Below are 16,498 nucleotides of genomic sequence, written 5' to 3'. Positions count from 1 at the left end.
TTTTTAATACAGACACAAATAACAACAAAAGTTCTTTTGTATAATTACGGAAAACCATAACAAAGAAATGATTTTCAAAATTATATACAATACGTAGTAATACTGGTTTTAGTTTAAGACTTTTATTTAGCTTTGTTGGGAACATCCCCTATTGGAAATCATTATTTAATATAACTCATGGCATTATATAACCTGGAAGTCCTAAACGATAAGGAATTTGAAGAATTATGCAAAGACCTTTTAGAAAAAGAACTCAATATTTCATTTCAAATTTTTAAGACCGGAAGAGATAAAGGTATTGATCTACGCTACGCAAATAATGTCGAAAATGAAATTATAGTCCAAGCTAAGCGGTTTGGAAGGTCTACATATTCAAATCTCAAAACTGAAATAAAAAAAGAAATAATAAGTATTAATAAACTCACTTCAAAACCCAAACGCTACATTTTGATGACTGCCTTTGATTTAAGCGTGGGACAAGTAGACGAGGTTGTATCGCAACTTAAGCCATTTGTAAAAAACTCTCAGGATATTTATAGTCGAGATCGAATAATGAATTTGCTAGTAAAATATCCCGAAATTGAAAAGAAATATTATAAACTCTGGATAACGAGCACGAATGTCCTGAATCTGATTTTGCATAATGGTGTCAATGGTAGATCTGAATTTGTAAAAGAGAAAATTATTAAAAAAGCAAGTTTTTATGTTCCCACCCTAAACTTTGATGTTGCTGTTAATAAACTAAAAGAAAACCATTTTTTGATAATTTCTGGGGAACCTGGCATCGGTAAAACTACGATATCATATCTTTTAATATGTGACATGTTAGCAGATGGATATGAATTGATTTATGTTGATGATCATTTAAAAGATGCGGAAGATCTTTTAAGCAAATCTCCGGATGTAAAACAGGTTGTATTTTTTGATGATTTTTTCGGTGCTAATTTGTCAGAAATTATAAATCCAAGAAATTCCGAAGGAAAAATATTGAGTTTTATAGAGCGTATTCAGGCAAGCACCAATAAGTTTCTTGTTATGACCACAAGAACAACGATATTAAAACAGGCACAGTACCGTTTTGAAAAATTTAATCGCTCAGGATTAGCTGATTTATCAAAATATGAGTTAGAGATCAAATCGTACTCAAAAGTGGATAAGGCAAGGATACTTTATAATCACATGTTCCATTCGGGAATGATAGCAGAACAATATGATATGTTTTTTAAATCTCAGAATTATTTAAAAATAATTAACCACCGGAATTATTTTCCACGCCTGATAGAATTTATAACCTCTACAAATCAACTGAACAAGATACCGGTAAAGGAAACAGAAACATTTATATTTAATAGTCTTGATAATCCTCAAGAGATATGGCATTTTGCTTACGATCAACAATTAAATGAAGAGGAGAAATTTCTCTTAATGACATTGTTTAGCTTGGGCGGATACAATATTGGAAGCGCTGAATTAAATAAGGCATTTGATGCAAGATACGAGTATGAAATAAGGGAAAATGGTTTCATTTTACATAGTAATTCTTTTCAACAGTCACTTAAGAAGTTGTTAGACGGCTTCATTAAAAGTGAAAAAAATCTCTATACTGGAAGATTAACATTCAGTTTTCTAAATCCATCAGTCGCAGATTTTGTAATTAATTTTTTAAAGGATCATACGACCGAGGTTAAACGAATACTATATTCCGTTGTTTATTTTAAGCAGATCACAACTTATTTTCGATCAGACTCATCAAATGGGATAAAACTTAGTCAACCATTACTAAAGCAATACTATCTTCGATTTAACAAATTAGTACCTAAGTTACTTGACTCATGCAAAGATAAAATGTCAGGAAATATCACTTTACTGTACATTCTTCTTCAATATTTTCCTGATATAGTAACAGAGGAAAGATTACTACAAATTCTAAGCACAAATGATCTTAAATCATCTCAAAATGTCAATTATAATGAAATTAATTTTGTTTTATTCAAAATTGATGAATATAATACTACTAATACTTATATTAAAGCAAATTGGCAAGAATATTTTACTGTAGCAATAGAAGCTGCCACAGAAAGTTATGATATAAGCAGTATTTTAGGGATGTTTGGATATTATGAGTTAGATGAAGAAGATTGGTCAAAAGATGAAGCTTTTATGTCAGCAGTCCAATTAAGGGTAAACCAACTTTATTCGGCAGGTGATGCAGATCTTTCAAAAGAACATGATGACATTTTTAGAAACTATCATAGAGGTTATACAAATGAGGCTCTATCTCTCGTTGAGCAGGGATTGTCAAATGATTATTTAAATTTTCTGAATAACTGTAATCTTTCTAATTATTATGAAGAATTTTATGATTATGCGGATATTGATTCATCTAGCGTATTGAGTTCTTTAGTCGATGATTACGGAAGCAGAGATGATAATTATGATCCAAGTGATAGGATTAGTCACAGTCAAACATTTGATGAAAACTCTGAAATTGAGCGTTTATTTGAGAGATAAGAGGCTTAGGACTCTGTAAGTCTTTCTTATTACTTCACTTTATTTATTTTGTATGTTTCTAAACAATTTCCATATTTTTCAGTTAAGCTTATAAATTAATTACAAAATGAAAAATAACAGACGTACAAACTGCCAGTTATTCAATTAACAGAAATAATTAGCAATGCAGTTATACTAGGTTATCCGAAAAGTAAAAATAGTTGTGGATGATAAAGTCAAATATACTGACTAGCCCAAAAGAGAGGATATCAAAGCTGAATTGAAAGTTGGTTTAATCATTTTATTAGACGAAAACGGGTATCCTCCGGTTGATCGAGATGAAGTTTATAAAGGGATTTTTGAAGCAAGTTGAAAATTTTAAGAACTATCAAAAATAAAAAAGAATGAGTCCCTACGGAATCATTCTTTTTTGTTCAATCTTTTTATCCAAATAATGTAAGGAATAAACCATTTGTTTCTTGCACTGGTGGCTGCGGTGGGTTTCGTTTTATTTCTTTATTCCTGACTAATTTATTTGTAGCTGCAACCAGTGGAATGCGATTGTAGTTGTAACTGTTTGTCGTGTAGTAGCCAAACTCATCCCAACTACTTACGTATTCTGTTCCAACTTTTTTATCACGATAGAAGAACGCTAGTGGGCTGGCCATAAAATCTTCAGGCGATTCAAAAATTGTTACTATTATATAATCTTTTACATTTGCCCCTTGCGGTAACTTATACATATCTTTTTCAGGAAACTTAGTAAAAATGCAACATATACTGCCATTTGGATATGCAAAAAATCGGTAATGCAAACCTGATCGCATGCATTTTGTTTTTAATGGTCTACTCATCCTATAAAAGTGCATCATTTCATCAATAATGATATCCCTCTTAACTACATAACCTTCAATCTTTTTAATTTTAATATTAATACTGTTTTTTTCTAGTATTGCAATCGTCTCGCTGATCGTTTTTCCGTGCATATAATTTGTTTTAAATTTTATATTATATCAAATAATAAAGAGAAAGTTTGCTTCAAGACGAAACAAAATTACAAATTGTACGGATGAATAAACTATATGCTGCAGTTTTCATTGGGATGAATTTTAAGTACAAACACTGACAGTTTCAAAAAGAATTTCTTTAATTTTATTTTCAAATCTTCTAAACTTTAACTATATTATTTTGTATAAGCTTAGAAATAGTTTAGAAATGCAAAATAACAATACAATGGTGGTACAACTGACTGTTGATCAATTACAGGAAATGATTAACAATGCAGTTATTATAGGTCTTCAAGAACACCAGAAATCTGTAATAATCAAGGAAGAATCAGAAACCGATACACTTTTAACACGACAAGAGGTCTCAACCCTTTTAAAGGTATCTTTTCCCACTTTATGGTCATGGAACAAAAGTGGCATTTTAAGAGCCCAGAAAATGGGTAAGAAAGTGTTTTATAATAAAGACGATGTATTGAGGCAATTACGTTAAAATCATTGATCCGGAATAAATTCATTCTTTCTTATTTTTAATAACAAATCTAATTTTCTTAGATTTCTATTCAGGAATGAAAAATTAACACCACTTTATTCTAATTATTTGAAATTTCTAATTGCCCCATTAGCTTCCAGTAAGCTTTTAACTTTTCAGCATACTCTTTTGGTGTAATTTTAACGTAGGCGAGAAATTGTCTTTCCGTTTGATGCCCGGTTATCTTCATAATAGTCAATGTGTCAATTTTACCATATAATAGAGTCGCAAATGTTCGTCGGCAAATGTGACTAGATACTAATTCATGTTTTGGATAATCACCAACAACTTTACGATGTATGGTCTCTTTTTTTCCATTTACTTCAATCGTCCTTTCTGAAATCTTTGCTCCGGCTGTCATTTCAATTAATCCAGCAATCTTTGCAACCTGTTTAATGTAAACGTTGAAATTAGTATCACTTATCTTCCTTGGAAATGATCCATTTCTTTTTTCAAGAATTTCACTAACATTTCGATGTAAAGGGATTATCACTGGATAGTCTGTTTTTTTATTTCGAAGTTGAATAAAACTACCATCGATACTTTTTTGTGTAAGATGGAGAAGATCAGAGACCCTTAGACCTGTTCTTAGTCCAATAATAAGCCAGTCTCTCGCATTGTCTAAATAATCATGAGGGTAAGCAGTATTGTAAATATTTATTATTTCCTCTTCTTTAAGGTAAATGTCATGTGTGGCATTCGAGGGGCTATAAAATTGCTTTTCCTGAAATTCCATCGATATAACGTGTTTTTTGAGTATTGCCGATCTACAAAACAATTTGATATTATTTATATACCCACCAATAGTATTATCATTTAAAGCAGCCACAGTTTCTAAATAATGTACAAAATTACTATGGAAATTAAGATCAACCGCATCTAAATTTATTTTCTCCCCAATATATTTTTCAAAATCTTCAATCTTGTTTAAGGTCGTTTGATAGTCTTGAATTGTACGCCTTTTTATTGGAGTATTATTTTTAGTTTTTCTCTTATATGAGTCTTCAATAAATTTCTTAATGAAATCCGCAAAAAACACCTGTTCATTTATTTTTTTGGATTTGGAACCATTCTTAAAGTAAAAAGCCATTTTATCTTTAAGCCATTTACTAGTAATTAAAATATTTTTACCTGAAATCTTTGAATCATTGAAACCTTTCTTTACAAAAACATCAAGTTCTTTTAATTTTAAGTTGATGTTTTCAAAATCAACATCTATAGTCGGTAAAACTTGTTGTTTTGCAGAACTCCATCTACCACTAGGTACTTGAATATCTGTAGAGATTTCCAAATCAAACTGACCACCCTGCTTAAATCGGTAGTAAATACTATTGAGTTCATTATTTGTTTTAATCCGATAATTGCCAGTTGCCATGATATTTTTCTTTCTTCAAATATAGTGATAAATTATATTCCCCCAATAAATACCCCATTATGACTTAATTTAAGTTAATTCAACAGAATTCAATTTAATTAAGTAAAACAAAAATCCTTGATTTTATTAGATTTAAGTAGAATTTATTAATCCAATTTATCCCCTTTAAATTAGGGTTTGACTCCTATTATCCGCACTGAAAAAAGCTTCTGAGAAATCAGAAGCTTTTTTGTTTTATATCTCTTTTACTTTTTGTTGCTAAAGTTGTTGATAAACAGACCACAAGAATATCATATTTCTACTTTTGTATTTCTATTTTTGAATGATAACTTTAAAGAAAAATGATGAATAACGAAAAGGAGCTTCCTCAATCTCTAATTAAAACTATTACTGATTCAGATTTTACAAAAATTGGAATTGACATAACAGAAATATCAATTGATTCAGTATTAGAAAGTGGAGTACTTAAAGATTTTCCAATTATAGGTTCGTTGATTGGTATCTGGAAAACTGGTGTTACTGTAAAAGATTACCTATTTTTAAATAAGCTAATATTTTTCCTTAAGGAATCATCTACTTTACCAGAAAAAAGTCGAAAAAAAATTATTGAAAAACTAGAAGATAGTAGCTACCAATTGGAAGTTGGCGAAAAATTAATAGCTATTATTGATAAATTAGAAACCGGCTCAAAAGCTAAACTTTTAGGAAAAGCATTTGCACTTGTTGGAAATAATATAATTTCAAATGATGAATTTTGGAGAATTTCATTTGTGATAGAAAAATTACCAATGGATGATATTTTAGCTTTGAAAAAATGGAGAAATATAGAATTGAATCATGTCGAACATATCCGAAAACATCTTTACTTATCTGTTGGATTAGGTTGGTTCGTACTAGATATGTCGTCAACAGGTTTTGTTTGGACAGAAAGACTTTGTGAAATATTCTCTGATAGCCTTTTAATAAATTAAAACCACTACGAATAAACTTAAATCTCAAAATCTTTCAAAAAAAACTTTTAAAAATTTCATCAAAACAATTAAAGGTTTTTTTGTCAAAATTCTACTTTATATTCTTTTTAAATCCCATTACCAATTATCATTTTTTTTAACCGTTGAATTAATAATTTCGAACATTGATTTATTTAATTCATTAAAATAAGCAGGAACTTCTGGTACATATTTCCACATACTTTTTAAAGTCCCGTCTTTTTTGTAAAAAGTTCCTAAACCTTCTTTTGCAGTATTGCTATTGAAAATTATATTATCAGTCCAACCACCGGCAGAATACTGGCTTCTAGGATAATAATTTTGCATACTAATTAAATCGAATTTGTACTTATTATCTTTTATTGAAATTTCTACTTGATATTTTGAATTATAATATGTCTTCCCTAGCATAATAATATTAGCAGAATACAAAGTCTCAGAACTACCTTCAAATCTTATATATTCATTTTCAATAGTTGAAAGTATAACTTTATCAGGATTTTTATACGTTATTTTAATCCATTCAATAATTTTTTTATAAATTTCCGGAGCAGCTTTCCCTTCTATTGGCGTTACCACAAAATCGGTCATTCCTTTTACATTATCAAAAGTAAATTCTGATTCCTGAGCATTAATGATACTTGAAACGAATAGCATTAATAGTAATAATTTTTTCATCTTTTTTTTCTTAAATTAATAATAGCCAAATGTAGTCCTTTGAAAATCATTGATTTTACGACTTTCCGTAAAAAAGTAATTCATTTCTCTATTATTAATTTTTTTTTGGTTTTAAATTTTGACTTTTTTCTAAATCACAAAGTAACCCCAATATTGTCATTTCTCTATTTTACTTTTCAATTCTCCTCTTCACAATTTCCAATAGTTCCTCTTTGGTCATAAAAGTGTTTAAAAAATCTTCTAAGTTTCCTTCATTTGTAACTTCCCTGAAAAAGACTTCATGATCTGTGCCAAATAAAGTTGGATTTTCGGGATTTGGGTCAGATAAAGCGATGTAATAACTATCTGGAAAACCATAACTCGTAAAAAGCATTATAAAATCTGGCGAAGGATCATTTGTTACTTTTATAATTTCAGTTAAATCTGTTTCATCGTCTGTGAAATCACCATTCCATTCAGCGTAATCTGGTGTTCCTTCTTTAAAAGGTGTAAAAGGAGAAGCTTCCCAAAAAACCTGCCCAAAACCTTCGGTTGTTAATCTGAAATATTTTTGAATGATTTTATCGTAAAGAGCTGCTTTATCTTCTTTAAAAAGCGATTCGTTTTGATTAATAAAATCTCCAATTCCGTAAATCGGTTCTTCTTCTTCAGCGGTTGCCCAAGGTTTATCTGTTGGTCGTTGATACAAAACGGTATCAAAAGTTATGGATTGTAAATCTTCCTGAAGCGAATTGCCTTTTACATTGTCTATATTTCCGCCTAATTTTTTAATTTGTTCCAGAATTTCCTTTTTCATCTTTTTGTTCAATTAAATGACATTATTTAAAAATAAGAATTTTCGGTTTATTAAAATATATTTTTAAACAAAAAAATGTTCTTGTTCTTATAATTGCATTCAATCAACATCCAAATAAGGATCTAAAGCTTCGGCTAATTTATTGAGCCAATAAAAATTATCTTCAATATTTTTTACTTCAGATTCTACCGTTTCGCATCCTCGCATTACACATAAAGAAAGAAGATGATTTACTTGTCGTATTATCTTTGCCATATCTTTGGGATCTATCACATCAATAAAAAAAACTTTTAGTCTCGTTTCAACTTCTTTCGAAAGATGATTTTTGTTCATAATTTTTAAAGTTTCAAAAAGCAAAAATCCTCAAAACTTATTTTCATTTGAACCCATATATGCGTTCAACTCTAATTATTATTTTCATATATAAAATCAAATTTTGGCTAAAGTCTTTCTTTAAAACGTAAAAACACCTCCAGCTAAAGCAGGAGGCTATTCATTTACTTCATCATTTCTAATCGCTAAGATAGATTAAAATCCATCCCTACAATATGTTTCGTTCCTCCGGAACTCTTTATAAAATTCCGGAGGAATGATTTATTTTGTAGCTAGGGATTTCAATCCCTAGGAGCGCAAAGTAACCACTAGAAGCTCGACAAGATTGAAATCTCGTTACGGAGTTACTTACGAAGATTTCTCGTTTCTCGAAATGACAAAATTGAGGTAAATTTCGCTTGTGTTGGAATTTGGAATTTAAAAATTGGAATTTAATAACTCAATTACCTTATCAACATTCACTTCGCTATAATCATTGATATAAAAACTACATGGCGGAAGCTGTCCTTTTGTATGTGTACTCAAAACACCTACGACTTTCATTCCGGCATTTAAGCCTGCTGTAACGCCCGAAAAAGAATCTTCGAAAACAATACAATCAGACGGAGAAACGCCAACACGTTTGGCAGATTCCAGATATACTTCGGGACTTGGTTTATGAGATTTTACGTCTTCACTTGCCATTACAGAATCCATTTTGTCTTCGAATTTTAGTGCGCCCATAATCAAATCAAGATTTGCGCGCGGTGCCGATGTTGCCACGGCCGTTTTGAATCCACGAGATTTCAGTTCGCCTAAAAACTCCAAATAATGCGGAATGGTTTCGACTTTGTCTTTATAAATCTCACGAAACATTCCTTCTTTTTCATCTTCGAGTTTTACGAGTTCTTCTCCCGCAATTGGGCGCTTGAAGAAATGCGTCATAATATATCCATTATGTTTTCCGTACATATGTTCTTCAAATTCCTGCTCTGAATGAGAAATTTGATATTTATCGAAAAATGCCTCGAAAGCTTTTGCATGATGCGGATTGGTGTGACAAATCACGCCATCCATATCAAAAATTACACATTGCTGTTTCATTATTTTTGTTTTTTTAACGGTTGCAAGATAAGGTAATAAAGAGTTATTTCACAGAGATTCGCGGAGGTTTCTCGCAGAGATTCGCTGAGTTTTTTTTAATCTCGCAATCCCGATAGCTATCGGGATTGCGAGATTAAAACCATCAACTAATCCAAATCTTCTTTTTAAACAAATTAGCTGTATGACATAAATGCTGATTACAGGCAATAAGAATAATTAAAACTACCAAACCATACCCAACGATGGTATAAATTTCCATATCGGCCAATAGAGTCGATTGTTTGGCGACAGTGCTAAAAACTTTTTTGAGCGCTAATGTATTCGATTCATCAAGCGAATATCCTTTTGCAGCGAAGCTCTGCGCAGTTTTGGTGATTGTTTCCTGAGCTTGCGGATTATCTCCTGTTACGAATTGGCTTAGTTTAAGAAAGTGTTTTTTGTTTAAAAATACCATCGCATTCTGCATCACGCAAAAGCCAATTGTGCTTCCCCAGAAACGCCCGGAAACCCCAACAATTCCTGAAGAAACCGCCATTTTTGCAGGAACCGATGATGTAGTAAACAAAATTAGAGGAACGAATAAAAATCCAACACCAATGCCTTGCAAAACATACGGAATGATAATATCTGATAAAGCGACATCTGGCACAAAAAGAAACGTAAACCAAAAGTGAAATAACGCAATTAGCGAAAATCCAATGATAAAAATAACTTTAGTCGAAACGGATTTCATTAGGAAAAAAGCAGCCAAAATTAGTCCAATTACATTTCCTAATCCGTTTATGTATTGCACGCCGGCAACTCGGGATGGATCCCAATTCCAGATTGAATACATCGCCGAATGACACAGACTTAGCGTGGCTCTACTGATGTAAAAAAGAAAGAATAACAAAAAACCAATTCGCAGATTGGCGTATTTAAAAACTTCAAAATTAAAGGTAGGTCTTTTTACCAAAAGTTCTTTAAAGATGAATAATCCTCCTGTAATGAGCGCAATCATCAATATTAAAACCATATGAGCAGACTCAAACCAGTATTTTTTCTCAGCATAAACAAAAAAGTACGCACCGCCGAGAATTGCCGTTAGCACCAAAATATAACTGATCCAGTCGATTTGATACAACGGAATTTTCTTTGTGATTCTATGTCCACGAAAAGTAACCAGAATCAAGAAGACATTCAGAACCTGAAGTCCGCCCGAAACATACAACATGTATTTCCAATCGTAATGATCCAAAAACCAAACGGCGATATTCATAATAAACGGCGTTGACAATAACAATGAACCGTAATAAAGAGAGAAACCAATTATGATGGCGTTTTTAGAATTGAATTGTTCTATCAACAATTGCCTGATCGTAATTACCGGAAGCGCCATTAAAATTCCCTCGGCAACACGCAGCAATAAAAAGACATAAAAATTTGTAATATAGGCCGATGAAATTATCGTAATCCCGATAACGGAATACACCGCCATGAGATAATTTTTGGCAGGGAAAAAACTCGAAAATCGACTTTCGATCAAGATTGTTGCCAGCAAAGTTCCGTATGTAACGCACATCGCAAACTGCAAATCCTCAGGCTCAATGTCCAGAAAACTTGCCGCGTACGTTACGTTTGACGTATAAACGCCCAATAAAATCATGGAATGCAAGAGACAGACAAACAAAATAATAATGATTGCCCATTTTGGAACCCAGGATTTAAAAATACTTTTATCTTCCATTTTAGTGGTGTTCTGCAATAACCGTGATATTCATTCCGGCTCTTAAAAAGTCGGCTTGTTTGTTGGCTTCTTTCATTTGAATACGAACCGGAATTCTTTGTTCGATTTTCACAAAGTTCCCTGTTGCATTGTCCGGAGGCAATAACGAGAATCTCGCGCCACTTGCCGGAGACAATGAAGTAATGATTCCTGTAAATTCTTTACCACTCAAAGCATCAGCCTTAATGCGAACTTCCTGACCAACGGTTAAATATTGTAATTGCGTTTCCTTAAAATTCGCCGTAATCCATTTTTCTTTGCTTACAATAGAAACTAATGATTGTCCTTCCTTAACCATTTGCCTTGGTTGCAAAGTTCTCTTGCCCACCCAACCGTCATAAGGTGCGGTTATTATGGTGTACGAAAGAAACAATGCAGCGTTATCTGCCACAGCTTGTTTCGACGCAATATTGGTTTGCATCGTAGGAACATTTGCCTGCGCCTGAGAAGTACTTAAATTGGATGACTGAATTCTGTCTCGCATTTCCTGAAAATGCGCTTGCGCCGATTCATAATCTGCTCGTACTTTCTCTAATTGTTGCGATGTTGCGGCTTCATCTTTTACCAAAGCCTGATAACGTTCGTATTCTAATTTTGTTTTCCAAAGATTGGTTTTGGCTGCAGCCAATTGCGATTCGCCAATTGTGGTTGTACTTGCTGTTGTTGCTACATTTCTTTCGGCCACAACGCTGCTTTGTTTTGCACTTTGAACATCGGCCAGCGCCACATTCAATTTTGATTTGTATTCTCTATTGTCAATCACCACCAAAGTATCGCCTTTATGCACAAACTGATTTTCATCAAAACGAACTTCCTGAACATAACCCGTAATTCTGGACATGATAGGTGTTACATATTGCTCAACCTGCGCGTCATTGGTTTCTTCATGATTGCTATTGAACACATAAAACCAAATCCCTAAAATGATTCCGCTTGCTACTAATATGCAAGCAATAACTGTTATTAATACATGAAACGTTCTGTTTCTTTTAGTTTCATTTTTTATCTTAACCATATTATTTTATATTCTTTATTTCTATTTTTTCTAATTCTCCACCGGATTAAAATCCGGCGCTACAATATGAATCGTTCCTCTGGAACTTAAAATCTATATTCTTTACTATTCTCTTGCTTCTAAAATCTTTCTTCTTGCTTCTTTCTTCTTAAATTAAATCTGATCCGGCATTATTCCGGCCGTATGAAGCAATTCATAATGTTTAAGAATCGCGTCCAATCGGGTCGAAATCTTATTGTATTTTGCCTGTAATAAAGCGTTATCGGCATCCACCATTTCGGTTATCAAAACCAATTGGTTTAAGTATTTTAATTTTACAATTCGGTAATTTTCATTGGCCAAATCCAAAGCTTTATCAACAACCACAAACTTTTCAAGGATTTCCTGGTATTGGGTATGTTCTTTAAACAGTTTATCCTGAATTTCATCTTTTATAATTTCAGACTGCATTTTTTGCCATTCGATTTGCGTCGTAGCTTGTTCTACTTTGGTCTTGTTTTTATACAAAGCCGAAATATCAAAATGCGCTTCGATACCGATTTGTCCTAAAGTGTACAAGTACGGATTTGGTGGAAAAAATTTGTAGTTGGGATAATAAAATCCATAGTTGCCAAAGAAATTTACCGTAGGCAGATAATTTCCTTTCACCAATTTCAGTTCTGTTTTTTTGATGTTTAATTCCTGGCTTGCGATTCGCATTTCTTCGTTCTGAAAAGCTTTTTCCAAATAAAAATCATACGGATCCAAACTATTCATTTCATCAATGTTTGCCGTTGTATCAATCGCCACATCTTCGTTTTCAGGAAGCTGAATCAAAGTCTTTAAATCATGCAATGCGATTTTTATATTTTTTGAATTGGTCAGCGAATTCAATTCACGGTCCGAAAGCTGCAATTCGGCTCTCAGCACTTCATTTTTTGTAACGGTTCCGTGTTTTTGAAGTGATTGAACTTCTTTCAATCGGCTTTTTTCTTCTTTGATGTTTTCTTCAAAAATCTTCTGAAGTTCCATCATTTTATAAATCGCCAGATAATTGGCTACCACTTCAAGCTCGATATCATTCTCGGTCTTTTCGGTTTTTATTTTGGCAATTTCATTTTCCTGATTGGCAATTTTAATGGCGTTATTGATCTTATTACCGGCATAAATTGGCATTTTAAAAGTGGAATTTACCTGATAAATCTCCGGAATTGCTTTGGTTACTTCTTTACCATTTAGGAAACCATTTCCTTTGAATTCCGTAATATTGGTAATTCTGGAATATTCACCGTTTAATTCGATATCCGGCAAACGGAGTTCTTTTCTTTCTTTGATGTTTTGCTCAGAGAGCGTAGTCTCTAACTGAGATCTAAGGATTTTTTTATTGTTTTCTTTAGCCAGTTTCACTGCTTCACTTAACGAAACCGAATGAATTTCCTGTGCTTGTACATTACTGAATGTTAATACGATTATAAATATCAACACGATTTTGAGAAAACAATCTTCTGTAGAATTTGTTGTTTTAAGGAACATGAATATTTTAAGATTTTAATACTGCAAAGTTCCCACATTTTTTTGTTGACTGATAATTATAAAAAGTCAATAACATATTCATTTCGGACATATGTTAAAATTTTATTTTCCGAAAACGTTATATTAAAACACTGATAAACAATTCATTAAAAAACAATGTTTGGATTTTAAATTTCACGCAGATTTAAAGGATTTACGCAGATTTACGTATATTATTTTATTTATTAGGAGAACTTAGTAAGGATGTAGAAAGACATTTTTAAATAAATCTGCGCTGATCTGCTAAAATCTGTCAAATCTGCGTGAAATAAAAAATTTTACTTCCCTTCTAAAATCTCTTCCCTATTTAAGTAGTCAGAAGGTCTTTGTCCGAGGAATTTAAAGAATGTATTACTAAATGTCGGAACGCTATTATATCCAACTTCAAGCGCTACCTCTTTTACCGAAAGTTTTCTTTCTAATAAAAGCTCAATTGCTTTCAAAATTCTTCGAATAGTATAATATTGAATGAATGACATATTAAGATCTTTTTGAAATAAGCGATACAAAGAACGTTCGCTGTAACCAAATTCATGTGCAACTTCTGAGAACAAAATCGTTTCTCCCAAATTATTCTCAACATGGCGCAAAATTTTACTCAAACGCGGATCTTTAGGCTGCGGTAATTCTAAAGGTAAATTAGTAAGGCATATTTGAGGTAATATTGCTTTGATCGCTTTGGCAATGGCAAAATTCGGAGAGCCTTTTTTGAGATCACCATTCCACCTATTGGTAAAAAGCATCATTTGCAACAGTAAATTATTGACCGGATAGATCCCTTCATTTTTATAAAACAAATCCTCGTCTTTCTCAACAGGAAAATACAAATTTCGCATTGTCACACTTTCAGATTTTGGTTCAATACTGTGCGAAACACCACTCGGAATCCAAATAAAATGCCTTGCAGGCAAAAAATAAGTTTTAGTTTCTGTAGTTACAAAAACAACATCACCTTCAGCATATAGCAACTGAGCTTTGTTGTGTTTATGTGTAGGCACAAACAATTCACCCATCAAATCATGGTGGCAATAAATGCTTTTTTTATCGGCATCTACTTTTTTGATGTAATATCTATCTAGTTTCTGACCGGAATGTTCCATTGAGATAATAATGACATATAAATATAAGAAGAAATAAATAGTTTGGAATATAAAATAGTGTTGATTTAACCGCAAAGTCCGCTAAGATTTTTAAAGTATGCTTTTTAGAAAACATAAAGTTCGCAAAGCTTTGTCTTGATCTAGCTTTGCGAACTTTGTGTTTTCTATGCGTAAAGTAAAATTAAATCTTGGCGTTCTTTGCGGTTAAATCTCAAAAGATATAAAAACAAAAAAGCCTTTCCGTTAAGAAAGGCTTCTTCCAATATTGCGGTCTGGACGGGACTCGAACCCGCGACCCCATGCGTGACAGGCATGTATTCTAACCAACTGAACTACCAAACCAACTGCGTTATTGTGAGTGCAAAAATACAACAGAAGTTGGATTCTACAAGGGTTTTTACGAATAAAAATTAAATTATTTTTAATGAACTGATTATAAATAAATTCCAATCCTCTAAAATCCAAATTCCCATTGAATATCTACGGATTTCTCAAGGTTCAGAACCTATACAAAGGTTTTTTCGTACAAAAATAAATGGCTGCTTTCTAAATATTGTCAATGATCTCAACCATTGAAATGCAACTTATTTAATAGAAATCATCCCTCAAAATTATAACTTTGGGCTAATAAACTAAAAAAAAATATCGCTCTTTTAAGTTAGATTACATTTGAAAAAAGAAATCTTTCTAAAAAACGTTTGAATTAGCTCGAAATATGGGATTATTTTCTAAATACGTATTATATAAACTAACAGAATATTTCTTTAATATTTGAACAATAAAATAATTGACCTTATCAAATTACCCGAAGAACATGAAAAAGCAAATGAGTCTGGATTCAATACAATTTTCATAAAAGAGATTAATTCCCTTTTCAAAATAGGATTAATTACACCTAAACTAGACAGAATAAAAGCAAGCTAAATAGACGTTACAATCAAATAAAAAGGGCTAAATAATTTGAATTATATAGTGGTATTCAAAAAAGGGTTTAACCCATCTGAAGAATTTTAAGATCTTTGAAAATATAAAAGAAAAAAAATCATTGATAAACTAACTAAACGGCATGAAAAATGAAATCATTAAGAATTTAAGACTTTTAACGACAATCTAAGCATTGAGAACTTATCGATTTTATGAGACCTAAAAATAAATCACAGAAAGCATAATTAAATGTATTTGGGCGTTTCCCTCCGGGCCGGGCTGTCCGCTAAATCTTTTGCGAGAGAGGTTTTAGGCTGCTTTGCCAGAAGTGTAGTGTGTCGCAAAAGGATACCGCTCCCATCCCTAACGCAGTTTACGGTAAAAAGGAAGTATTATTTTCAAAAGAAATTCCAACTTCTAAATCCCAAATTCCAATCCATAGAACCTCATAGTTTTTACTTTCAGAAGAGATCATGTAAATAAACTGTTATTTAACCGCAAAGAACGCAAGGGATTACGCAAAGTGCGCAACGAACAGCCTTTGCGACCTTAATAAAGACAGCAGTACAGACGATAAAAAAAACCTTTGCGCACTTTGCGGTAAATTTCACAAAGTGATATAAACAAAAAATCCCTCCCGATAAATCGGGAAGGATTCTTAAAAGAAAGGCGACGACATACTCTCCCACATAACTGCAGTACCATCTGCGCAGGCGGGCTTAACTACTCTGTTCGGGATGGGAAGAGGTGAGCCCCGCCGCAATAACCACCTTAAGGCCGTTTTGCAATGGGTGATTAGCCTTAGCTAGTCAACATTACACAATATCTTAACATACTGAGACAAAGAAAAGTATTTTATTTAT

General features: G+C 32.3%; 14 protein-coding genes, 1 tRNA gene and 1 rRNA gene. 4 read left to right on the top strand and 12 right to left on the bottom strand.

Annotated elements, in window-relative coordinates:
* Positions 1 to 177: 177 nt before the first annotated feature.
* Both FLP_RS08735 and FLP_RS25755 read left to right on the top strand, forming a co-directional pair.
* Entirely contained in the window at positions 178 to 2,511 is a 2,334-nt protein-coding gene (locus tag FLP_RS08735) for an nSTAND3 domain-containing NTPase (protein ID WP_065449146.1), read from the top strand.
* 259 nt (positions 2,512 to 2,770) lie between these two features.
* Positions 2,771 to 2,863, top strand: coding sequence for a DUF3387 domain-containing protein (locus tag FLP_RS25755; RefSeq protein WP_243397611.1), 93 nt, complete (start codon positions 2,771 to 2,773; stop codon positions 2,861 to 2,863).
* Between the two features lie 70 nt (positions 2,864 to 2,933).
* On the opposite strand, the gene FLP_RS08730 is transcribed toward FLP_RS25755, so the two are convergent.
* Positions 2,934 to 3,476: a hypothetical protein gene (locus FLP_RS08730; RefSeq protein ID WP_065449145.1), complete on the bottom strand. Its 543-nt coding sequence runs from the start codon at positions 3,474 to 3,476 to the stop codon at positions 2,934 to 2,936.
* Between the two features lie 229 nt (positions 3,477 to 3,705).
* Between FLP_RS08730 and FLP_RS08725 the strand changes: the two genes are divergently transcribed.
* Positions 3,706 to 3,987 carry a helix-turn-helix domain-containing protein gene (locus tag FLP_RS08725; RefSeq protein WP_083195837.1) on the top strand — a complete coding sequence of 94 codons (282 nt, stop codon included), beginning with the start codon at positions 3,706 to 3,708 and terminating at the stop codon, positions 3,985 to 3,987.
* A 100-nt stretch (positions 3,988 to 4,087) separates the two neighbouring features.
* Here FLP_RS08725 and FLP_RS08720 read toward each other — a convergent pair whose 3' ends face one another.
* Entirely contained in the window at positions 4,088 to 5,401 is a 1,314-nt protein-coding gene (locus tag FLP_RS08720) for a phage integrase SAM-like domain-containing protein (protein ID WP_065449144.1), read from the bottom strand.
* 341 nt (positions 5,402 to 5,742) lie between these two features.
* Here FLP_RS08720 and FLP_RS08715 point away from each other — a divergent pair, with 341 nt between their 5' ends.
* Positions 5,743 to 6,372: a hypothetical protein gene (locus tag FLP_RS08715; RefSeq protein WP_065449143.1), complete on the top strand. Its 630-nt coding sequence runs from the start codon at positions 5,743 to 5,745 to the stop codon at positions 6,370 to 6,372.
* Positions 6,373 to 6,489: 117 nt separating this feature from the next.
* On the opposite strand, the gene FLP_RS08710 is transcribed toward FLP_RS08715, so the two are convergent.
* The 10 genes from FLP_RS08710 to rrf form a co-directional block, all read right to left on the bottom strand.
* On the bottom strand, positions 6,490 to 7,068 hold the full coding sequence (locus FLP_RS08710; RefSeq protein ID WP_065449142.1) for a DUF4468 domain-containing protein: 579 nt from the start codon (positions 7,066 to 7,068) through the stop codon (positions 6,490 to 6,492).
* A gap of 169 nt (positions 7,069 to 7,237) precedes the next feature.
* Positions 7,238 to 7,864 carry a hypothetical protein gene (locus FLP_RS08705; RefSeq protein ID WP_065449141.1) on the bottom strand — a complete coding sequence of 209 codons (627 nt, stop codon included), beginning with the start codon at positions 7,862 to 7,864 and terminating at the stop codon, positions 7,238 to 7,240.
* A 99-nt stretch (positions 7,865 to 7,963) separates the two neighbouring features.
* The gene (locus FLP_RS08700) at positions 7,964 to 8,197 is read right to left on the bottom strand and encodes a hypothetical protein (RefSeq protein WP_065449140.1); all 234 of its coding nucleotides are present in this window, start codon (positions 8,195 to 8,197) and stop codon (positions 7,964 to 7,966) included.
* A 417-nt stretch (positions 8,198 to 8,614) separates the two neighbouring features.
* Positions 8,615 to 9,280: an HAD family hydrolase gene (locus FLP_RS08695; RefSeq protein ID WP_065449139.1), complete on the bottom strand. Its 666-nt coding sequence runs from the start codon at positions 9,278 to 9,280 to the stop codon at positions 8,615 to 8,617.
* A gap of 142 nt (positions 9,281 to 9,422) precedes the next feature.
* Positions 9,423 to 11,006: an MFS transporter gene (locus FLP_RS08690; RefSeq protein ID WP_065449138.1), complete on the bottom strand. Its 1,584-nt coding sequence runs from the start codon at positions 11,004 to 11,006 to the stop codon at positions 9,423 to 9,425.
* Position 11,007: 1 nt separating this feature from the next.
* Positions 11,008 to 12,060, bottom strand: a complete 1,053-nt coding sequence (locus tag FLP_RS08685) for an HlyD family secretion protein (RefSeq protein WP_065449137.1) — start codon at positions 12,058 to 12,060, stop codon at positions 11,008 to 11,010.
* A gap of 153 nt (positions 12,061 to 12,213) precedes the next feature.
* On the bottom strand, positions 12,214 to 13,524 hold the full coding sequence (locus tag FLP_RS08680; RefSeq protein ID WP_243397610.1) for a TolC family protein: 1,311 nt from the start codon (positions 13,522 to 13,524) through the stop codon (positions 12,214 to 12,216).
* 365 nt (positions 13,525 to 13,889) lie between these two features.
* A complete protein-coding gene (locus tag FLP_RS08675; protein ID WP_065449135.1) occupies positions 13,890 to 14,711 on the bottom strand; it encodes an AraC family transcriptional regulator in 822 nt (273 codons plus the stop codon).
* Positions 14,712 to 14,979: 268 nt separating this feature from the next.
* Positions 14,980 to 15,053 (bottom strand) — tRNA-Asp (locus tag FLP_RS08670).
* Between the two features lie 1,246 nt (positions 15,054 to 16,299).
* Positions 16,300 to 16,409: ribosomal RNA gene (gene rrf, locus FLP_RS08665) — 5S ribosomal RNA — on the bottom strand.
* Between the last annotated feature and the right edge of the window lie 89 nt (positions 16,410 to 16,498).

Source organism: Flavobacterium piscis, assembly GCF_001686925.1.
GTDB lineage: Bacteria > Bacteroidota > Bacteroidia > Flavobacteriales > Flavobacteriaceae > Flavobacterium > Flavobacterium piscis.
The sequence above is the reverse complement of the archived record's forward strand: the minus strand, read 5'-3'. Positions and strand labels throughout refer to the sequence as shown.